Origin of the sequence: Paraburkholderia sp. J8-2, from assembly GCF_905220195.1 — a bacterium.
In the GTDB taxonomy this organism is placed as follows: Bacteria; Pseudomonadota; Gammaproteobacteria; order Burkholderiales; family Burkholderiaceae; genus Paraburkholderia.
In genome coordinates, this window is sequence record NZ_CAJMZA010000030.1 from 1 (window position 1) to 19,955 (window position 19,955).

General features: G+C 64.2%; 17 protein-coding genes. 3 read left to right on the top strand and 14 right to left on the bottom strand.

All coding sequences use genetic code 11. The annotated features are described in order from the left end of the window. Positions 1-203: 203 nt before the first annotated feature. Positions 204-1,124: a LysR family transcriptional regulator gene (locus U5A52_RS35320; protein WP_321938623.1), complete on the top strand. Its 921-nt coding sequence runs from the start codon at positions 204-206 to the stop codon at positions 1,122-1,124. A 25-nt stretch (positions 1,125-1,149) separates the two neighbouring features. On the opposite strand, the gene U5A52_RS35325 is transcribed toward U5A52_RS35320, so the two are convergent. The 3 genes from U5A52_RS35325 to ssuD all read right to left on the bottom strand — a co-directional run bounded on the left by U5A52_RS35325 (position 1,150) and on the right by ssuD (position 4,017). Beyond that, positions 1,150-2,475, bottom strand: coding sequence for a type II toxin-antitoxin system HipA family toxin (locus tag U5A52_RS35325; protein ID WP_321938625.1), 1,326 nt, complete (start codon positions 2,473-2,475; stop codon positions 1,150-1,152). Between the two features lie 2 nt (positions 2,476-2,477). Then, complete coding sequence (locus U5A52_RS35330) at positions 2,478-2,723, bottom strand: helix-turn-helix transcriptional regulator (RefSeq protein WP_321916234.1); 246 nt, start codon at positions 2,721-2,723, stop codon at positions 2,478-2,480. A 175-nt stretch (positions 2,724-2,898) separates the two neighbouring features. After that, on the bottom strand, positions 2,899-4,017 hold the full coding sequence (ssuD, locus tag U5A52_RS35335; protein ID WP_321938627.1) for an FMNH2-dependent alkanesulfonate monooxygenase: 1,119 nt from the start codon (positions 4,015-4,017) through the stop codon (positions 2,899-2,901). 235 nt (positions 4,018-4,252) lie between these two features. Here ssuD and U5A52_RS35340 point away from each other — a divergent pair, with 235 nt between their 5' ends. Continuing rightward, positions 4,253-4,630 (top strand): DUF427 domain-containing protein, encoded by a 378-nt coding sequence (locus tag U5A52_RS35340; RefSeq protein WP_321916232.1) that lies wholly within the window; start codon positions 4,253-4,255, stop codon positions 4,628-4,630. Positions 4,631-4,863: 233 nt separating this feature from the next. After that, the gene (locus U5A52_RS35345; RefSeq protein WP_321916231.1) at positions 4,864-6,366 is read left to right on the top strand and encodes a GGDEF domain-containing protein; all 1,503 of its coding nucleotides are present in this window, start codon (positions 4,864-4,866) and stop codon (positions 6,364-6,366) included. 248 nt (positions 6,367-6,614) lie between these two features. Here the strand turns inward: U5A52_RS35345 and U5A52_RS35350 are convergent, their stop codons facing one another. The 11 genes from U5A52_RS35350 to U5A52_RS35400 all read right to left on the bottom strand — a co-directional run bounded on the left by U5A52_RS35350 (position 6,615) and on the right by U5A52_RS35400 (position 19,925). Further along, positions 6,615-6,893: an HU family DNA-binding protein gene (locus tag U5A52_RS35350; RefSeq protein ID WP_028207645.1), complete on the bottom strand. Its 279-nt coding sequence runs from the start codon at positions 6,891-6,893 to the stop codon at positions 6,615-6,617. A 532-nt stretch (positions 6,894-7,425) separates the two neighbouring features. Next, positions 7,426-7,983 (bottom strand): XRE family transcriptional regulator, encoded by a 558-nt coding sequence (locus U5A52_RS35355; protein ID WP_321938629.1) that lies wholly within the window; start codon positions 7,981-7,983, stop codon positions 7,426-7,428. A gap of 13 nt (positions 7,984-7,996) precedes the next feature. Then, complete coding sequence (locus U5A52_RS35360; RefSeq protein WP_321938631.1) at positions 7,997-9,292, bottom strand: FAD-binding oxidoreductase; 1,296 nt, start codon at positions 9,290-9,292, stop codon at positions 7,997-7,999. Between the two features lie 170 nt (positions 9,293-9,462). Next, positions 9,463-10,143 carry a response regulator gene (locus U5A52_RS35365; protein WP_321916228.1) on the bottom strand — a complete coding sequence of 227 codons (681 nt, stop codon included), beginning with the start codon at positions 10,141-10,143 and terminating at the stop codon, positions 9,463-9,465. Next, complete coding sequence (locus U5A52_RS35370; protein ID WP_321938632.1) at positions 10,136-11,596, bottom strand: ATP-binding protein; 1,461 nt, start codon at positions 11,594-11,596, stop codon at positions 10,136-10,138. The genes U5A52_RS35365 and U5A52_RS35370 overlap by 8 nt, the downstream gene beginning before the upstream one ends. Positions 11,597-11,702: 106 nt before the next feature. Continuing rightward, positions 11,703-13,181, bottom strand: coding sequence for an efflux transporter outer membrane subunit (locus U5A52_RS35375; RefSeq protein ID WP_321938633.1), 1,479 nt, complete (start codon positions 13,179-13,181; stop codon positions 11,703-11,705). Further along, positions 13,178-16,435, bottom strand: a complete 3,258-nt coding sequence (locus tag U5A52_RS35380; protein ID WP_415774102.1) for an efflux RND transporter permease subunit — start codon at positions 16,433-16,435, stop codon at positions 13,178-13,180. Before U5A52_RS35380 ends, U5A52_RS35375 begins: the two co-directional genes overlap by 4 nt. A gap of 17 nt (positions 16,436-16,452) precedes the next feature. Then, complete coding sequence (locus tag U5A52_RS35385) at positions 16,453-17,526, bottom strand: efflux RND transporter periplasmic adaptor subunit (RefSeq protein ID WP_321938635.1); 1,074 nt, start codon at positions 17,524-17,526, stop codon at positions 16,453-16,455. A gap of 240 nt (positions 17,527-17,766) precedes the next feature. Further along, positions 17,767-18,387, bottom strand: a complete 621-nt coding sequence (locus tag U5A52_RS35390; protein ID WP_321916223.1) for an O-methyltransferase — start codon at positions 18,385-18,387, stop codon at positions 17,767-17,769. A 30-nt stretch (positions 18,388-18,417) separates the two neighbouring features. Further along, positions 18,418-19,425, bottom strand: a complete 1,008-nt coding sequence (locus tag U5A52_RS35395) for a zinc-binding dehydrogenase (protein WP_321938637.1) — start codon at positions 19,423-19,425, stop codon at positions 18,418-18,420. Next, positions 19,422-19,925 carry a lactoylglutathione lyase family protein gene (locus tag U5A52_RS35400; RefSeq protein WP_321916221.1) on the bottom strand — a complete coding sequence of 168 codons (504 nt, stop codon included), beginning with the start codon at positions 19,923-19,925 and terminating at the stop codon, positions 19,422-19,424. The genes U5A52_RS35395 and U5A52_RS35400 overlap by 4 nt, the downstream gene beginning before the upstream one ends. Positions 19,926-19,955 lie beyond the last annotated feature (30 nt).

Sequence of the window (19,955 nt, forward strand, 5' to 3'; positions counted from 1 at the left end):
GGAAGTCATGTCGGATGCTGCGTAAGTGAAGAAGGTATGGTCGTTTTATACACGCCGCGCCTGAGCAAGATCCAATACTATTTGCGTCCAATTCCATACCTTTATAATATGGAGCACCCGCAATCCCTGATAAATCAGCCGATATTGCGGTGCATCATATTTTCAGAGTATTGAAAATTGGATGCTTCTTCCGGGAACAGACCATGGATCTTCGCCAGCTTCGTTACTTCGTAGCCGTTGTCCGCGAGCGCAATTTCACGCGTGCGGCGGAACAGCTTTGCATCGCTCAACCGCCCCTGAGCCGGCAGATTCAACTGCTCGAACAGGAGATCGGCGTGCCTCTGCTGATTCGCAATACGAGGCCCGTGCGCACGACCGATGCGGGGCGTCTCGTCTACGAGCAGGCCATGCAGATCCTTGGGCGCGTCGAACAACTGCAAGCGACCGCCAAGCACGTGGGGCTGCATCACCGCACCGTGCTGTCGATCGGCTTTGTCGCCTCCGTTCTCTACTCAGGGCTGCCGCCATTGATGCGCAAGCTGCGCCAGAATGCGCCGGAACTCGACATCCAGATGGTCGAACTCATGTCGGTGCAGCAGGTCGAGGCCTTGAAGGAAGGCCGCATCGACATCGGCTTCGGACGCGTGCGCCACAGCGACCCCAACGTGGCCGGCATCATCCTGCGTGAAGAGCCGCTGGCCGTGGTGGTGCCGACCGGCAGCGAGATGGCACAGGAGTCGACGCCGATTCCCATCGAACAACTGGCCGGGCAAAAGCTGATTGTTTATCCCAAGGAGCCTCGCCCCAGTTTCGCCGACCAGGTGCTCAGCATCTTGCACGGCGACGGCGTGCAACCAGGCGAAGTGCTGGAGGTGCGGGAGATCCAGACGGCGCTCGGCCTCGTCGCGGCCGAGTTCGGCATATGCGTGATCCCGGCTTCGGCGCGGCAATTGCGCCGGGACGTGCACTACCGGCTGATAGACAGCGACCACGCGACTTCGCCGATCATCCTGAATCATCGTGTGAACGACAATTCGGTCTACGTCGATCTCGTGAAGCAACTGGTCAAGGAAATGTATGCCGAGCCACAAACGTGGCTGCCGGCGAAGAAAAAGAACGCGTGAACTGGGTGCGCCGTTTTTTGCGCCGTTATTGCGCCGCGAGCCGCTCCGCGGAAAAACGCAGGCCGTCGAACAGACGCGCGGCTACCCGCTCGGGAAAGCCTTCAGGCAACGCGCCCGCGACTTCTTCTATTGCACCGGGCGTACGCGCCAGCACGCGCTCGATCAACGGCCCGGCGTCCGGCCCGTAGTGGCACAGGCGCGCGGTAGCGTCGAAATGCGTGCGCTTCACGTCGCGCATGCGATAGTGGCGCGCCCGGCCCCACACCGCCATGGCGAGCGACGCCTTGTGCCACGACCATTGATTGCCGCCGTCGCCCTCCACGGGCCAGATCGACATGACGTCATAGAGCGGCGCGAGCTGAAAGCGCCCTGCAGGCAGCAGGCGGATGCTGAAATTCTTCGCGTGTCCGTCTGGTGCCGCGAGCATCCAGAAGACGATTTGCGCAGTGAGAAACGTTTCGAGGTCCTCCCGCGCCTGCTGCGACTGGCGCAACAGACCCGCAATCTCGCGCACGCCGGGACCGCCATGCGCTTCGTACTTGCGATGCGGCGGCACGCCGAGCGCCTGGCAGAAGTCCTCTTGCGGCAGGCGCAGCAAGCCGCCCGTGCGCGAACGCGTACGATCGAAGCGCTCGACACACAGCACCTTCTGCGCGCCGAACCTGAGGATCTGCGCCTGTGAAGCGGGCAAACCGTAGGCCCTCAGCAGTGCCAGGCAAAGCCATTCGTTTTCGACCGAGGTATTGAAATCCACCTTGCGATGGCCGATCAGCCCCAGCGGCAGCTTGAAAATGTGGGTAGTGGGCGTGGCGCCGCGCGGCAGCAGCCACTTGCCGCGGTGGCGCAAGAGCGCGGTCTTCTCCTGTGCGCCCGCCAGCGAAATGCGCAGATCGTCGGCCTCCAGCGCGCCACCGGGCAGCGCACCGGCCGTTTCGAGCAGCAGGCGTTCGATGACGGCATCGCTTAACGCCGTGCCTTCAATGCGGTCGACGCGGCCCGGCATTTCGTCCTCGCCCAGCAGTTGCACTGCGCCCACGCAATCGCGCCCGATGGCCTTGAGCAGGTCGAAGGCGTCGAGCGTATCCGTGCGAAAACGCGCGGCGATGCGGCGACGGATAGGCTCGCTGTCGGGCAGGAGATTGTCGAAGTAGTACTGCACGCGCTCGCCGCGCAATGGCACATCGCCAATGCCGAATGGCAGCGAGAGCGAAAGCGGACGGCCCAGGGCCGAGCGCTTCCAGGCGTCGTCATAGCGCAGTTCGGTGTCGCCAGAGGGCGTCATGACCCACGTGCCCACACGCTCGCCGTTGGCCCAGACCGATAGCGCGCGCGAATGCGATTTGCGGCCCATCGTCACCACTCCGGCGTGCCGGCCGCCGCGTCGCGCGACTGCACGCAGAGTTCCAGCCCGTAGAGCGCGAAAAGCGCGAGCATCTGCTCGAGCGAGAGGCTGGCGGCGCCCGTGGTTTCGAGCGCGGAGAGGCGCGGCTGGCCGATGCCGAGATTCGCCGCGGCCTGCGCCTGGGTCATGCCGCGCGCCTTGCGCGCCGATTGCAGAATTTCGCCAAGCCCGCCGGGTGTCTGGACGATGATGTTCATGACGTATTCCTGTGAGGCATAAACCGATTATATGCCTGTGGGGAATATTTCGCCAATATCACTCACACGAATAAAACCGAATTATCGCTCACACGAATAATTGGCCGGTGGACCTCCGGTATGCGACCCGGTCGCCGCGCACGGCGGCCCTCACGCACGCGGCGTCCTGCGCCCGCTAGCGCGCGCGCACGTCGAACGCGCCGCCCGTCAAGGCCTGATCGCGTAACGTCACCGGTTTCTTGCCCGGCAGCAGCGGGAACACCAGTTCGGCAAAGCGGATCGACTCCTCGAGGTGCGGATAGCCGGAGAGCACGAAGCTGTCCGCGCCGGCGTCCACGTATTCCTTAAGGCGCGCCGCCACGGTTTGCGGGTCGCCCACCAGCGCCGTACCCGCGCCGCCGCGCACGAGGCCCACGCCGGCCCACAGGTTCGGGCTGATCTCGAGCTTGTCGCGGCTGCCGCCGTGCAGCTCGGCCATGCGGCGCTGCCCCACCGAATCCATGCGCGCGTAGTTTTCCTGGGCGCGGCGGATATCGTCGTCGTCGAGCTTGCTGATGAGGCGCTCAGCGGCGGCCCAAGCCTCGTCGTTGGTCTCGCGCACGATCACGTGCAGGCGCACGCCCAGCTTGAGCGTGCGCCCGTGGCGCGCCGCCCGCGCGCGGATATCGGCGAACTTCTGCGCCACGGCCTCGGGCGGTTCGCCCCACGTGAGATAGGCATCCACATGCTTTGCCGCCAGTTCGTGCGCCGCCGGCGACGAGCCGCCGAAATACAGCGGCGGATGCGGCGTCTGGACCGGCGCGTGAAAGTTCTGCGCGCCCTGCACGCGCAAATGCTTGCCCTCGAAGTTCACCGTCTCGCCGCGCAGCAGGTCGCGCCAGATCGTGAGGAATTCGTCGGCGGCTTCGTAGCGCTCGTCATGCCCGAGGAACACGCCGTCTGCCGCCAGTTCGGTGGCGTCGCCGCCCGGCACGACGTTGAGCAGCAAACGGCCGTTCAGCGCCTGGTCGAGCGTGGCCGCCTGGCGCGCCGAAGCGGTGGGACCGCCAAGCGACGTGCGCAGCGCGACGAGCAGCTTGATGCGCTGCGTGACGGGCGCAAGGCTCGCCGCTGTCACCCACGGGTCGAGGCAACTGCTGCCGGTGGGAATAAGGAGACCGTCGTAGCCGAGTTCTTCGGCGGTAACGGCAATCTGGCGCATATAGGCGTTGGTCGGCGCACGGCCGAAATCGGATTTGCCGAGGTAGCGGGTGTCGCCGGAAGTCGGCAAGAACCAGAAAATATCGAGGCTCATCAGTGATCCTGCTGCGGGTAAATAAAGGCGCGGCTGGTGACTTGAAGCGCGCAGGCTGGCGGCGCAATCGCGTGGCTATCGCCGCCCGTGCGTCGAATTCAGTCGCGCCCTCATTGAAACAGCCTGCAGCGCTTTCCCCTACCAGTTAATCTGCAATTGCATATCATGTATTCGGCTAAACGCCGGCCTCTTCAACCCTTCCCCCCGTTCCACACCTTGCGCGAGGAACCCAGTCATGGACACACGGACCGTCAAGATTCCCGGCCCCGATCATCCGATCACGGTCGAACCGGCGCGCACGCGCGTGGTGGTGAAAGCAGGCGGGCGCGTAGTGGCCGACACGCGCCGCGCGCTCACGCTGCGCGAGGCGAGCTATCCGGCGGTGTTTTACATACCGCGAGAGGACGCCGACATGTCGCTGCTCTCGCGCACGGAACATAAAAGCTGGTGCCCATACAAGGGCGAGGCTTCGTACTACTCGATCACGCCAGGCGGCGCGCGAGCCGTGAACGCGATATGGACCTATGAAACGCCGCATGAAGCGGTGTCGGCGATCAAGGATCACCTTGCGTTCTACCCGGATCGCGTCGATTCGATCGAAACGTCCGATTAAGCGCGCCGGCCTTGAGATGCGAAACACATTGGCGCGCGCAGCGATCCCCTCAAGTTTTCGCCCGCGCCGGCCGTTATGCATGTTGGCTTACTGGACAACGAATCGGACACAACCGACGCCGCAGCAACGTAACATCTGCAGCGCTGATGCCCACCCGGGCCCCAAGGTGTGCCAGGATTCGGTTATTCGTGCGGCGCAGCCCGCCGCGCCCTGCTCCCTTACATCCAACCGACATGCAACAAGGCACCCCGGCCACCGCAGCCAGTTTTGCCAACATGGGCGTCGATCTGCTCGACTTCTTCGACGTGACGCCCACCTCCTTGTGGCTCGAAGACTATAGCCAGTTGCGTGCGCTCTTCGATCGCTGGCGCGCGCAAGGCGTGACCAACCTGCGCAGTTTCCTCGAAGACGATCCGCGCCGCGTGGCCGAATGCTCGGCCTGCATCCGTGTGCTCAAGGTCAACCGCCATACGCTCGATCTTTACGGCGCGCGCGACTATGAAGAACTCGCCGCGCACCTGGCGCAGGTGCTGCGCGACGACATGTTCCAGGCGCACGTGGGCGAACTCGAGCAGATGTGGGAAGGCCACAGCACGTTCGAGAGCAAGAGCGTGAACTACACGCTACGCGGCCGGCGCATGGACATCCTGTTGCGCGGCGTGATCCTGCCGGGCCACGAAGCCGACTGGAGCCGCGTGCTCGTGGCCATCGAAGACGTCTCGGCGCTCGAAGAAGCCCGTCATCGCGCGGCCGCGAGCGAGCAATACGCGCTCGGCATTTTCGAGCACGCGCCGGTTTCGCTGTGGGTCGAAAACTTCTCCGCCATTCGCGAACTGCTCAATGAAGTTCGCGAACAGGGCATCATCGACTTCCGCACCTTCACCGACGTCCACCCCGAATTCGTCGAGCGCTGCATGAGCGAGATCGAGGTGCTCGATGTGAATCACTACACGCTGGGCATGTTTCGGGCGCCGGACAAAGCCACGCTGCTCGCGCGCCTGCCCGAGGTGTTCCGCGACGAAATGCGCCCGCATTTCCGCGAGCAATTGCTCGATCTATGGGAAGGCCGGCTGTTCCAGCAGCGCGAGGTGGTGAACTACGCGCTCGACGGCAGCGAAGTCAACGTGCACCTGCAGTTTTCGGTGTTTCCGGGCCACGAGGCGCAATGGGACCTCGTGCTGCTCGCGCTCACCGACATCACGGCGCGCAAGAAAGCCGAGGCCTACCTCGAATTCCTCGGCAAGCACGACGTGCTCACGAAGCTCAAGAACCGCTCGTTCTATGTGGACGAACTCAATCGTTTGCATCGCAAGGGGCCGTTCCCGGTAAGCGCGATCGTCGTCGACATGGACAACCTGAAGACGGTGAACGACCAGCTTGGCCACGCGGCCGGCGACGCGTTGCTGCGCCGAGCGGGCGAAGTGCTCGCGAAAGCGATTCAGAAGCCGTATCAGGCCGCGCGCATTGGCGGCGACGAATTTGCCGTGCTGATGCCCGGCGCCGACGCGCGCGATGCGGAAACCGTGGTGGACAGCATCACTAAACTCGTGGAGTTGAACAACCAGTTTTACGGCGGACCGAAACTGAGCTTTTCAATGGGTTTTGCGAGTTGCGAGGAAGGCGAAAGCGTGGAAGCGATGCTGCGTGAAGCCGATACGGCGATGTACGAGGCCAAGCGCCGCCGCAACGAAATGAGCCGCACGTCGATGGAAGCCGACGCAGCGCGCGACGCGTGAGCTTCGACACACGAGGCGTGAGAAACGCTTCGGACACCGTAGGAGAATCGGGGAAGAAAAAGCGGCCGGCATGTGAGCATGCCGGCTTGCCGAAGGCCTTGCGCCCTCGTCTCACACACTCGGGCGAGCGGCGTGACGCCACGTGCCCAAGCGCGTGCCACCGCCCTGGCGTGATACTGCGCCGCGCACCAGCCAATGAGCCAGCGGAGCCAGCAGCGCGCGTATCCGCCATGACGGCGGACCTGGCATCACGACGCGTTGACAGCGTCCTTGAATGCCTTGCCGGCGGTGAACTTCACCGTCTTGGCAGCGGCAATCTGGATCTCCGCGCCCGTGGCCGGGTTGCGGCCCACGCGGGCGGCACGCTGGCCAGTCGAGAACGAGCCGAAGCCGACGAGTTGCACGGAGTCACCCGAGGTGACCGCGCGCGTGACGACGTCGAGAATCGCGTCGATGGCGGCGCCCGTGGCTGCCTTGGTCTCGCCCGTGCTAGCGGCGACTGCGTCAATGAGTTCCTGTTTGTTCATCTGCTACCTGTGTTGAGTTGAGAAAACCTGCATACCCTACCTCACGCGGGCAAAACAGGCAAATCGCGTTGCATATGGAAACGCCTCGATCGCCCGCCCGGCACGTGTTTTGCGGTTGCCGCGCATGAGGGCGAAAGCCGAATCAATAGCACAACGCGGAGTCACTGTGTAGACAAAATTACGTTAAAAATTGGCAAAAATGCACAAAAACGACATTACGGCGGTTTTAAGCGGGTTTATACAGGAACGATTCGTGCAGATGGCCGTTGGCGGATAACGAAAATCAGCGATATTTCCGATTTTGACCAGGTCAGAAAAAAATGCCTCGCCGGAGCAGCCGCCGGTCATACTTCCCCTGCGGGAACGCCGCCAGCAAGGTTCCAGGCGCCCGGCGGAATCGCATCCTGTCTTTCAATTGCGCAACGTCAGGCAGCATAAACGCCTTTCGCCCGGCGTGTCGTCAACGCGTAACTTTACGGCATAATCAATCGATATATTGCTCAGTCATGCTGATTATCTATCGAGTCGCCGCTCAGGTGAAAACCCATAGCACGCGCGCGGGCGCATCGGCGAGATTGGCATAACGGAAACGGCAGCGCGCCGGTAGCTGAAAGCTGTCGTTGGCCCGCAACGTCACGGGGTCTTCGTTGTCCTCCAGCCAGATCGTCAGCTCGCCTTCGAGCACGAGGCCGCCCTGCTCGTCGCTGTCGTCCACGGGGCGCTCGCCGCTTGTCGCGCCGGGGTCGAGCCGGCTCTCCAGCATCGAGAAACCCGACGACATGCTGGGCAAAACAAGCACGTCCGTAATGCCGCCGCCATAGTAGAGCGTGCGCCGCTCGCCTGGCCTCGTGACCCACGGCAGCTCGCGCGGCATGCTCACGCTGTAGAAGTACGTAGTAGGCGTTTGCAGCGCCTCGCCGATAGCCGTGAGATCCGCCACCGTGGGCCGCGAAAGACCGCGTTCGACCTGCGAAAGAAAGCCCACCGAACGGCCGATTTTTCGTGCGAGATCGGTGAGCGTCACCTTCTTGTGTTTGCGCAGATCGCGAATGAGGATCGCGAGGCCTTCTATTTCGTCCTGCCGGTCCATGCGTTTCTCTCTGTCACACGACGTCGCGCAGGCGGTACCACAACTTGCCGAGCGCTTCGAGCGGCGCGGCGAAGCGCTCGCCGCCCGGAAAACGCGGATTATGAATGCGCTCATAGAGCGAAAGCAAGCGCGGCTCGCCGAGGATGGCGTCGGCAACGGCGCGCGCCGCCGCGAGCGTCGGCAGGATGCCGTGCCCGGAAAAGCCCTGCAGCCAGTAGCGATTGCGTGCGTGACCAACGTCGGGCGTGCGGCGAATGCTGATGTCGATATGACCACCCCACGCGTAGTCGAATTCGACGCCGCGCAACTGCGGGAACGCGCGCTCGAGGCTCGGGCGGATCGCTGCGCCAATGTCCTTCGGGATGCCGCCAAGGTAGGTGCACGCACCGCCAAAAAGCAGGCGATGGTCCGGGCTCAGCCGAAAGTAGTCCGGCACGAACTGATTGTCGATCACGCAACTGTTGCGCGGTAGCAGCAAGCGAGCAAGCTCAGGATCGAGCCTGCGCGTGGCGACCTGCCAGGTGCCCACGGGCAGCACGCGCCCCGCGAGATCGCTATCGAGCCGGTCGATGTAGGCGTTGCAGGCGAGCACCAGCGTGCCGGCGCGCACCGTGCCTTCCCGTGTGGTCGCCACATAGCCGCCCGGCGTTTCGCGATACGCGAGCACACGGCTTTGCTCGAAGATGGCGCCGCCCGCGCGCTCGATGGCGTCCGCGAGGCCAAGCGCAAGCTTGAGCGGATCGAGATGCCCCGCCTCGGGATCGTAGAGCGCCGCGCGATAACGGCGGCTGCCGATCCACTCCGGCATCTCCGCTTCAGGTATGAACCGCAGGCGCTCGTAGCCCCACTTTTGCGCGGCCTCGTCGCGCGCGGCTTCCAGCATCGCGACACGCGAGCGCCGGACTGCCGCCCACAGGCTGCCTGGCCGGTAGTCGATGTCGAAGCCGTGCCGCGCGGGCAACTCGCGCACTTCGGCGGCGGCCCAGCGCATGCTCTCCCACAACTCTCGCGCGCCCGCCAAGCCCAGCGCCTGTTCGAACGGGGGCATGTCGCATGACCAGCCGAGCAGCGCCTGACCGCCGTTGCGCCCCGAGGCGGCCCACGCCACACGGCTCGCCTCGACGAGCGCCACGCGCCGCCCGGCCAGCGCCAGACGCAACGCCGTGTGCAGCCCGCTGAAGCCCGCGCCGATGATCAGGACGTCCGCACTGTAGTCGCCCGCCAGCGCGGGGCGCTCGGGCAGCGCGCCGCTTTCGGCGTAGTGACGTGCGTAATAGCTTTCGATATGGCGGGTCGATTCGGCGAACATGGGGCGCGTACGTGAAATTTATCATGCTGAATTTCATGAAAAATTATCATGGCAATTTCATGCACGCAACCTGGGTGTAGTGCGCACTGCGGTAGTCGCCCGGGTCCGGAGAAAGTCCGGCGAACTTCGGCTGCGCTCCCTTCCGCACGATTGACCGGTGCGGGCGCACCCTACAATGCCAGGCGAAAACCCGCGCCGTACACGGACTGGATCACGTCTTCGCCAGGCGCAACCGCCTCGAACTTGCGGCGGATCTTCTTGACGTGGCTGTCGATCGTCCGATCCTCTACGATGCGGCCGTCCGGATAAAGCCGGTCCATCAGCACGTCGCGCGAAAACACCCGGCCTGGCCGCCCCGCGAGCGTCTTGAGCAGCCGGAATTCGATCGGCGTGAATTCGATCGCCACGCCGCGAAACGTCGCCTGAAAACGTTCTTCGTCGAGCGTGAGCGGCGCGCTCTCGGGAAAGCGTTCGAAGCGCGCGCGGCGCAGGATCGCCTTCACGCGCGCGACCAGTTCGAGCAAGCTGAAGGGCTTGCAGATATAGTCGTCCGCGCCGAGTTCGAGGCCGATCAAACGATCGACCTCTTCGACCTGCGCCGTCACCATGATGATCGGCACGTCACTATAGGTCCGCAAATCACGGCAGATATCGCGCCCGTCGCGGCCGGGCAGCATCAGGTCCAGCACGATCAGACCCGGCATCTGCCGCGCCACTTCGTTCGCCACCGCGCGCCCGTCGCTCACGCAACGCGTCGTGAAGCCGGCCGCCTGCAAAAAATCCGCCATCACACTCGCGAGCTTCGGCTCATCTTCGACGATGAGAATGTCGATTGGCGTTTCGTTACTCATGATCAAGTCGGTTCCTGATGCTGTCCTTCAGGCGCGGTAATTCGATGGCAATGCGCAAGCCGCCCAGCGGCGCGTGCGCGGCTTCGATACGGCCGTTGTGCGCCTCGACAATGCCGCGGCAGATCGGCAGGCCGAGACCCGCGCCGCCGGTCGCGCGGCTACGCGACGCCTCGACGCGATAGAAACGCTCGAAGAGCGACGGCAGCGTCGCATCGGGTACGCCCGCGCCGCTGTCGTCGAAATCGATACGCACCGTGTGTGCATCTTCGCGGGCTGTCACGTAGACGAAGGCGCCCACATCGACATAGCGCACCGCGTTTTCGAGAATATTGGTGAAGACCTGCTGCAGCCGCCGCTCGTCGCCGCGCACCCACAACGGCGCATCCGGCAGATCGGTGCGCAGGACGAGACCCGCATCGTCGAGCCGCCGTGCGCTACGGCGCAACACCGATCTCAGCGTTTCGCACACGTCGATCCGCTCGTGGTGATAGCGCAGCGCGCCGACATCGGCGAGCGAAAGATCGTAGAGGTCGTCCACGAGGCGGCTCAGGCGCTTGACCTCTCCGCCGAGTGATCGCACGGCCTCCACGCTCACGGGCCGCACGCCCACTTCGATCGCTTCGATCTCGCCGCTCATCACCGCGAGCGGCGTACGCAGTTCGTGCGAGATATCGGCGACCAGCGCGGAGCGCATGCGCTCGGTGCTTTCCAGCGTTTGCGCAAGATGATTGAAATCGTGTTCGAGCTGGCCGATGTCGCCACTGGAGACTGTCGGTACGCGCGCGCTCAGATCGCCGCCCGCAAGCGTGTGCGTCGCGTTCGCGATGCGGCGCAGCGGCGACGCGAGCGCGCGCGCCATCCACAAGGTCGTGAGCACCGCCAGCAGCGTGGCCACAATCGTGATGATCCAGCTCGACTCGCGCTGCGTCTTCTGGAAGCGCAGGTCGCCCGCTTCCGTGGCGCGCTCGAACGGCACCATCAGCAGCCAGCCAACGGTCTTGCCGTTGACGACGATGGGACGGCGCGGCGAAGCCGCCGCGAAGGCCGGATTGCCGAACACATACGCGCCGTTCGCATCGAGCAGGGTAAAACGCGTGTTGGTGCCGATCAGCGACGACACCGGAAGGCGCGGCAGTGGCGCGCGACTCGAAACCGGATACGATGCCGGCGCATACGGCCGCATGATCTCGTGCCAGAGGCTGCGATTCTGCAGCAGAAAATCCCAGCTGCCGTGGTCGCGATACGCCGTGGCCAGCGGTCCGACACTCGACTCGAGCCGCTTGATTTCCTGCTGTTCGAGATAGCCGAGGAAGCCGCGCTCGAAGCTCAGCCGCGCGCCCACCGTCATCGCGCCGATCACGAGCACGTTGACGACGAGCATGGCGGCAAACAGCTTGCCGGTGAGGCTCGCCCGGCGAATCGCGCGCATCACGCGTGTCAGTGCTTGCGGCATGACATCGACTCCTGGCGCATGACCTTGCTACCCCACCGTTCTTTCTGGAAACGTCCGGACATCATATCTACCTCGGCAGACGCCACTCAGTGCGTCTTCATGCTCCTTAGTGCTGGCCCGCAGCGGCCGTCGCGTCACCGGAATCCGCGGAATCGAGACCACCGCCCAACGCCGCGTAAAGCGTGATGAGACTGGTTTGCGCCGAAAGCTGCGTGGCAACCAGCGATTGCTGCGCAGAATACAGCAAGCGCTGTTGCGTCAGCGCGTCGATCAGGCTGTCGCCGCCCTGCTGGTATAGCGCCATCGTCAGGTCGTAGGCGTGCTGATCGGCCTTCACTGTGCGCGTCTGGGCGTCGAGCTGTTCGTCGATGGTCTCGCGCGTGGCCAGCGCGTTCGCCACTTCCTCGAAGGCGGTTTGAATCGTCTTCTCGTAGGTCGCGATATCGATTTTCACAGTCACCTTGGCGGCGTCGAGCGTGGCGCGATTCTCGCCGGCATTGAAGATTGGAATGACCGCCGAAGGCTCGAACGACCAGCTGCGATTGCCGCCCGTGAAAAGCTGCGCCAGCGCGGGACTTTCGAAACCCAGCGCGGCAGTCAGGCTGATGGTCGGGAAAAAATTCGCGCGCGCGGCGCCAATGTCGGCGTTATCGGCCTTCAACGTGTGTTCGGCAGCCAGCACGTCGGGGCGACGCTGCAGCACGGACGATGGAATGCCCGCGGGAATGGTCGTGATGCTGGAGACCGGATCGACCTGCGCATCCGGCAGATCGGCGTCCGGCACACGTGCGCCCACGACGAGTTCGAGCGCGTTGCGCGCCTGTGCCGCCGTGGTCTGCGCCTGCGCGACTGAGTTGCGCGCGGATTGCAGACTTGCCTGCGCCTGCTCGACGTCGAGCGCGCTCGCCGCACCGAGTACATGCTCGCGATCCACGAGATCGAACGTGCGCTGCTGGCTCGTCAAGGTTTCCTGTGCGATCACCAGCAGGCGTTTGTCCGAGGCCAGCGTCAGCCAGTCGCTCGCCACATCCGAAACCAGGCTGATCTGCGTGCTGCGGCGTGTTTCGATCGACGAGAGGTAGGTCTCCAACGCTGCCTTGCTCAGATTGCGCACGCGTCCGAACAGATCGAGTTCGTACGAGGTAATGCCCAGACTCGCGCTGTAGATGTGCGAGGTCTTGCCCGTCGCGCCGCTCGTCGTGGCCGACTCGCCGGATTGCGCCCGGCTCACGGAGGTGGGCGTGCGGCCAGCGTCTTCGGAGCCGCCAAGGTCGATTTCCGGAAACAGCGAAGCCCGCTCGATCCGGTACTCCGCGCGCTCCTTTTCGATGTCGAGAATTGCGATACGCAGGTCGCGGTTGTTCGTCAGCGCGAGCGCGATCGTGCGTTGCAGGCGCGGATCGACGAAGAACGTACGCCAGCCGATATCGGCAGCGGCCGTGCCGGACGCTGGCGCAGAGGCTGCCTCCGGCCACGCCGCCGCGACCGGCGCGGCGGGCCGCTGATACGAGGGCGACAGGTCGATACACGCGCTCAGCGCCGCGGCGGCCGCGCCGGCCAGCATCCAGTGGACTGCGCGCTTCATGCCTCACCTCCGTTCACCGACAACGCATATGCCTCGCCCTCTGCGGTTTCCTGCGCAGCGTGCTCCGGGACGCCCGCCTGAGCTTGCGCGCCCGTCGAACCCGAATCGCCTTCGGGCGCACCGGCCCCGCCGCGACCACCCGGACCACCGCGGCCGCCTGGCGAGCCGCCCTTGCCGCTCAGCTTGCGCACCATGAAATACGACAGCGGCGTGAAGAAAATGGCGAGTACCGTGCCAACCAGTGTCCCGCCGAACACACCCGTGCCGATCGACTGGCGCGCGGCCGCGCCCGCACCGGTCGCCACGACCAGCGGCGCGACGCCGAGCAGAAACGCCAGCGAGGTCATGATGATCGGCCGAATCCGCAATGCGACCGCCTGCTCGACGGCCTTGAGCGTGCTGGCGCCCTGCTTTTCGAGCATCGTGGCGAATTCAACGATCAGAATCGCGTTTTTCGACGACAGGCCCACCGTCACGAGCAGCCCCACCTGGAAGTAAACATCGTTGGACAGACCGCGCAGCGTCGTGCCGAGCGCCGCGCCAAACACCCCGAGCGGCACGATCAGCAGCACGGCCAGCGGCACCGACCAGCTTTCATAGAGCGCTGCGAGACACAGGAATACGAACAGCACGGAAACCGCGTAAAGATACGGCGCCTGCCCGCCTGACAACTGCTCCTGATACGACAGCCCCGTCCACGCGTACGAGATACCCTTGGGCAGTTTGGCCACGAGATCCGCCATGGTTTTCATCGCCTGACCGGAACTCACGCCGGGCGCCGGATCGCCGACAATCTCGAACGACGATTCGGCGTTGTAGCGGTCGAGCTCAGGCGGCCCGAAGGTCCAGTGCGAAGTCGCGAACGCGGAGAACGGCACCATCGTGCCCGACGCATTGCGCACGTACCATTGTTCCAGCGACTCCGGCGTCATGCGAAAAGGCGCGTCGCCCTGCACGTAGACCTTCTTGATGCGCTGGTTATCGAGGAATTCGTCGACATATTCGCCACCCAGCGCGTCTTCGATCGTCGTGTTGACGTCGCTGAGCGTGAGTCCCATTGCGCTTGCCTTGTGGTCGTCGATGTCGAGCGACAGTTGCGGCGTGTCGGCCAGACCGTTGAAGCGCACCTGACGCACAACGCCGCTTTGATTCGCCATCCTGATGAGCTTGTCGCGCGCGGCGGCTAGCGCCGTGTGACCAAGACCGCCTTCATCGACGAGCTGCATATCGAAGCCCGAACTGATACCCAGCCCGCGCACCGTCGGCGGTTGCAGCACGAACACCTTGGCGTCGCGAATCTGCTGCGACAGATCGCGCGAAGCCTTGGCGACGAAGCCCTGCGCCGTGTCGTTGACCGCTGTGCGCTGGCTCCAGTCCTTGAGCTTCACCCACATCATGCCGACGTTCTGGCCGTTACTGCCGACCGCGTAACCGGCGACGTTGAACACCTCGGACACGGCCGGCTGTTTGAGCAGATAGTCTTCGACTTTCGCCATCGTCGCTTCAGTGCGCTCGCGCGTTGCGCCAACGGGCGCGGTCACCGTCACCATCAGCACGCCTTGATCCTCGGTCGGCAGAAACGACGTCGGCAACCGCACGAACAGCAGCCCAGCGCCCACAACGAGCAACGCGTAGACGATAATCGCGGGCTTGCGATGGTGGAGCATCTTGTCGACGGCGCGGCGGTACTTGCTCGTCGAGGCGTCGAAGCCGCGATTGAAGCTGCTGAAGAACCGGCCCTTGGGCTTCTCGTGCCCGTCTTTCAGAATCGTTGCGCACAGCGCGGGCGTGAACGTCAACGCCACCACCACGGAAAGCGCCATCGCCGAAACCACGGACACCGAAAACTGACGATAAATGATGCCGGTCGAGCCGCCGAAGAACGCCATCGGCAACAGCACGGCGGAGAGCACCATCGCAATGGCGACCAGCGCGCTGCTGATTTCCGTCATCGACTTCTTCGTCGCGTCGCGCGGCGAGAGGTGCTCTTCTGTCATGAGGCGCTCGACGTTCTCGACCACGACGATCGCGTCGTCCACCAGCAGGCCGATCGCGAGCACCACGCCGAACATCGTCAGCATGTTGATCGAATAACCCAGCACGTCCAGGATGCCGAAGGTGCCGAGCAGCACGACCGGCACCGCAATGGCCGGAATCAGCGTGGTGCGCAGGTTCTGCAGGAACAGGAACATGATCGCGACCACGAGCACGATGGCCTCGGCGAGCGTCTTCACCACTTCCTCGATGGAGGTCTTGATGAACGGCACCATCTCGTAGGGATATTCGACCTTCAGCCCCGCCGGAAAGCTTGCTGCGCGCTTGCTCAGGAAGGCGTGCACTTCCTTGTCGACCTGCACTTCGTTCGCACCCGGCGCGAGTTGCAGACCCAGACCCGAAGCAGGCTTGTTGTTGAAGTTGGTTTCCACCGTGTAGGCCTGCGGGCCGAGCGAGACGCGCGCGACGTCGCCAAGCAGCACCTGCGAGCCATTGGTCCCGGTCTTGAGCACGATGTCCCGGAACTGCTGTGCGGTCGTCAGGCGGCTGCGCGCCGTGATCGTCGCGTCGAGTTCCTGGCCCTTGACCGCCGGCGTATTGCCGACTTCGCCCGCCGCCACGTCGGTGTTCTGCGCGTCGATCGCGGTGACGACGTCGGAGGGCATCAGCGCGTACTTTTGCAGCTTGTTCGGATCGAGCCAGATCCGCATCGCGTATTCGTAACCGAACTGCTGCGCCTGGCCGACGCCTGGCAGGCGCTCGATCTGCTCTTCGAGGTTGCTGTACAGGTAGTCGGCAATGGCCGCCTTGCTCATCTTGCCGTCCTCGGACACGAGGTTGAAGACGAGGAAGGTATCGGGCGACGCCTTGCGCACGGTCACGCCGCTTTCCTGCACCTCTTCCGGCAGCAGCGCATTGGCCGACTGGAGCTGGTCCTGCACCTGCACCTGCGCGGTGTCCGGATTCGTGCCCGCCGAGAACGTCAGCTTGATCGAGATATTGCCCTCGGAGTTCGCTGACGAGGACATGTACATCAGATTGTCGAGCCCGACCATCTGCTGTTCGATGACCTGCACGACCGCGTCCTGATTGGTCTGCGCAGATGCGCCGTTATAGGTCGCCGTGATCTGGATGGTCGGCGGGGCGATGTCCGGATACTGGTCGAGCGGCAATTGCGTGATCGCAAACGCGCCGGCCAACGACACCAGAATCGCGAGCACCCACGCAAAAACCGGCCGATCGATAAAGAAATGAGCGATACGCATGCTTTCGCTCCTCAGTTCGCCACGGGCGTGGACGCCGCGTCGGCCGCGGCTTCCTGACTGGGTTCGGATGCCTCAACGGCCTTCACCGTATCGCCGACGCTCACGAACTGCGACCCGGCGACGACGATGCGCTCGCCCGCCGCGAGGCCGCCCGTCACGACCCACTCGTTGTTGTTCGCCGTGCCCTCGAGCATCAGCGTACGCTGCTCGATCCTGTGCTCGCCGTCGACGATCAGCGCCGTCGCGTTGCCGCGCTGATCGTGGGCCACCGCCTGTTGCGGCACGAGGATTGCGTTTTCGTTGATGCCCTGATCGATGACGGCGTGCAGATATTCGCCCGGCAACAGCAGCTTTTCCGGATTCGGCACGATCACGCGCAACGTCACGGTGCCCGTGGTTTCATCGACGCCCACGCCCGCGAATTGCAGCGTGCCTTCGTGTGCGTAGGCGGTGCCGTCCTCCAGTGTGATCCGGACTTTGGCGTTGCCGTTCGCGTCGGTCTTGTAGGCGCCGCTCGCGAGCTTTTTGCGCAGCGCGAGCACGTCCGTACTGGACTCGGTGACGTCGAGATACATCGGGTCGTAGGCGTAGATGGTCGCCAGCGCCGTGGTCTGGTCCGCCGTCACCAGCGCGCCGGGCGTATAGGTCGACGCGCTGATCGTGCCCGTCACGGGCGCCGTCACGCGCGTGTAGTTGAGATTGATGCGCGCGCTTTCCAGCGCGGCCTTGTCCTCGTCGATCGTCGCCTCGTCCTGCTTGAGCGTCGCTTCCGCGTCTTCGAGCGTTTCCTTGCTGATCGCGTCGATGGCGGCCAGAGAGCGGTCGCGCTCGGCGATCGGCCGGGCCGACAGCAGTGCCGCCTGCGCTTTTTCGAGGTTGGCCTTGTCGGCGTCGTAGGTCGCCTGATACGGCGCGGGATCGATCTGATAGAGCACCTGGCCTTCGTGCACCACGCTGCCTTCGGTGAACAGACGCTTCTGGATCACGCCGGTCACTTGAGGCGTGACCGGCGAGGTCAGGAACGACGTCGCACGCCCTGGCAGCGACGCAGACTGCGCAAAAGGCACGGTTTTGACCGTTTCCACGGACACCGTCTGAACTTTTTTCTGAGCGCTCTTTTGCTCGTGCGAACACGCCGCCAACGCACAAGCCAGAAACAGAACGCTGGTCCAACGAGGCACGGAAAGCAGGATTTGCATAGGAAAGGCCTTAATACCGAGAGCGCGGTCCACGCCCGATTGCGGCATTATGCAAATCAAATTCGCAAGAAATTAGGAACGGCGGAGAACGGGTCCGATCGCTACATCGAGGCATGCCGGCTATCGTCAGAAGCCGGCTTCGTAGCGGCTGACCTCCATGCCGGTGCCCACAGGCAGCAGCACGCTGCGCATGCCGGGCTTCGCGCGAATTGCCTGCCCGTAGGCGCGCACGTCCTCGGACCCGGGGCGCAGCATGTTGTCCGCGACGACGATCGCGCCGGGATTGAGCTTCGGATAGAACGCTTCGAGGCAAGGCACGTAGAGATCCTTCCACAGGTCCACGAACACGAAGTCGACCTTACCCGCAAGCTCGCCGATCAGCTGCACGGCGTCGCCGATCCGGAAGTCGATCCAGTCCGCGAGCCCCGCTTTCGCCGCCATGTCCTGGGCGTAGTGCGACTTGTAGTCGTGCAGCTCCATCGTGATGAGCCGGCCACCGCTGGCGCGCGCCGCTTCGGCCAGCCAGATGCCGGAATACCCGAACGAGGTGCCGAGTTCGAGGATGACGGGTTCAGCAAGACTCTTCACGAGAATGTTGAGCAGTTGCCCGGCTTCCGGCGAAACGGCCCGCATGCGCTGGTCGTGACCACCGTCGCGCCCGCCGGGCGCTTCGACTCGCGGCTGGCTGCGCTCTTGCTGCATACGGGCGTGGTACAGCGCCAGAACTTCTGTGACTCGAACATCCATCGAATTCTCCTTGCGGTCGAGTGATGGCGACTACGACACGCGGATCACCGGTTTACCGGAGAAATTCCGGTTCCTCAGCGTATCGAGCAGTTGGGCCAGCTCGTCGAACTTGTGCACGACGCGCCCCTGTGGCTGCATGCGTCCCTCGGACACTTCACTCAGCATCCGTTCGCCCGCGCGCCGTAACTGCAACCATGCACCGTCGTCGCCATGCACGTGCAGCGCACCCAACGCCACTTCGTGCATCGACAACGTCAAACCGAATGGCTCGCACGGCCATTGCGGCACGCGGTCCTGGATGCAGACCAGATGACCGTTGGCCCGCAGCGCGGCCGCCATACGCGTGGCGTGATCGCCGCTGACCGTGTCGAGGACTGCGAAATAACGCCGGCCACCCGTCCATGCTTCACCATCGGGTAGCGGCCCGTCGACGCAATCTTTCGCCCCGAGCGCAAGCAGACGGTCCCGATGCCGCGCATTGGCCATGGCGGTCACGGCAAAGCCACGCGCGGCGGCGAGTTGAATCACGTACTGTCCGACCGCGCCGCCTGCACCGCTCACGAGCAGCGGCTGCCCGGGCTTCACCGGCACCTTGTCGATCGCGAGCCAGGCGGTCAGCGCCGGACAGGGGAAGCTCGCTGCCGTTTCGAAGTCGAGCGCATGGGGGAGACACAGTAGCGCTCGCGCGTCCACCAGCGTGTGCTCCGCGAAGCTGCCGTCGCGATGCAGACTCGTGTGATAGGCCACGCGTTGGCCGAGCCGCTCGGCGCTGACGCCCTCGCCGAGCGCCACCACTTCGCCAGCGCCATCGACGCCCGGCACGTGGCCTGCCTGCCAGTTCACGAGCGCGCCGCCCAGCACTTTCCAGTCGACCGGATTCAGCCCGATCGCAGCATTACGCACGAGGACCTGGCCCGCCGCAGGAACCGGCACAGGAACCCGCGCCAGTTTCAGGCCCAGCGGCTCCGGGCTGGTGTGCCAGGTCCACGCCCGGTGCTCCGCGCGTTGCGTCGCGCCATGCATGCCCGGCCCTGTCATTGCTGGTAGGCGCCGGCCGAGTAGGTCAACTCGTAGCTATGGCTGTAGATTTCCAGGATGTTGCCGAACGGGTCTTCCATGTAGACCATCCGGTAGGGCTTCTCGCCCGGGAAATATTCGCGCACCGGCATGCGCTGCTTGCCGCCGGCGGCGACGATCTTTGCGGCCAGCCCCTCCACATCCGGGTCCTGAACGCAGAAATGAAAGACGCCCGTCTTCCAGTACTCGAAGTTGTTCTCAGGCTTCTGCGCGTTGCGGAACTCGAAGATTTCCACGCCGATACGGTCCCCCGTCGAAAGGTGCGCAATGCGGAACGAACCCCAGCCCGCACCAAACACGTCGGTGCACATCACGCCGATCGCACTGTCGTCCTCCGTGATCGTGGTCGGCGGCATGATCAGATACCACCCCATGACATCGGTATAGAAGCGGACGGCGGCGTCGAGGTCGGTCACGGAAAGACCAATGTGGGAAAAACTGCGCGGATAGGGTCGAGACATGATCAAAGCTCCTGAAACGTCGATCCCACA

What these genes read in the sequence shown, in the direction of transcription:
- U5A52_RS35350 (WP_028207645.1), bottom strand. Translation starts at nt 6,893, where the DNA reads ATGAACAAACAGGAACTCATTGACGCAGTCGCCGCTAGCACGGGCGAG.
- U5A52_RS35325 (WP_321938625.1), bottom strand. Translation starts at nt 2,475, where the DNA reads ATGGGCCGCAAATCGCATTCGCGCGCGCTATCGGTCTGGGCCAACGGC.
- U5A52_RS35345 (WP_321916231.1), top strand. Translation starts at nt 4,864, where the DNA reads ATGCAACAAGGCACCCCGGCCACCGCAGCCAGTTTTGCCAACATGGGC.
- U5A52_RS35360 (WP_321938631.1), bottom strand. Translation starts at nt 9,292, where the DNA reads ATGTTCGCCGAATCGACCCGCCATATCGAAAGCTATTACGCACGTCAC.
- U5A52_RS35320 (WP_321938623.1), top strand. Translation starts at nt 204, where the DNA reads ATGGATCTTCGCCAGCTTCGTTACTTCGTAGCCGTTGTCCGCGAGCGC.
- U5A52_RS35370 (WP_321938632.1), bottom strand. Translation starts at nt 11,596, where the DNA reads ATGCCGCAAGCACTGACACGCGTGATGCGCGCGATTCGCCGGGCGAGC.
- U5A52_RS35355 (WP_321938629.1), bottom strand. Translation starts at nt 7,983, where the DNA reads ATGGACCGGCAGGACGAAATAGAAGGCCTCGCGATCCTCATTCGCGAT.
- U5A52_RS35365 (WP_321916228.1), bottom strand. Translation starts at nt 10,143, where the DNA reads ATGAGTAACGAAACGCCAATCGACATTCTCATCGTCGAAGATGAGCCG.
- U5A52_RS35340 (WP_321916232.1), top strand. Translation starts at nt 4,253, where the DNA reads ATGGACACACGGACCGTCAAGATTCCCGGCCCCGATCATCCGATCACG.
- U5A52_RS35400 (WP_321916221.1), bottom strand. Translation starts at nt 19,925, where the DNA reads ATGTCTCGACCCTATCCGCGCAGTTTTTCCCACATTGGTCTTTCCGTG.
- ssuD (WP_321938627.1), bottom strand. Translation starts at nt 4,017, where the DNA reads ATGAGCCTCGATATTTTCTGGTTCTTGCCGACTTCCGGCGACACCCGC.
- U5A52_RS35390 (WP_321916223.1), bottom strand. Translation starts at nt 18,387, where the DNA reads ATGGATGTTCGAGTCACAGAAGTTCTGGCGCTGTACCACGCCCGTATG.
- U5A52_RS35330 (WP_321916234.1), bottom strand. Translation starts at nt 2,723, where the DNA reads ATGAACATCATCGTCCAGACACCCGGCGGGCTTGGCGAAATTCTGCAA.
- U5A52_RS35375 (WP_321938633.1), bottom strand. Translation starts at nt 13,181, where the DNA reads ATGAAGCGCGCAGTCCACTGGATGCTGGCCGGCGCGGCCGCCGCGGCG.
- U5A52_RS35395 (WP_321938637.1), bottom strand. Translation starts at nt 19,425, where the DNA reads ATGACAGGGCCGGGCATGCATGGCGCGACGCAACGCGCGGAGCACCGG.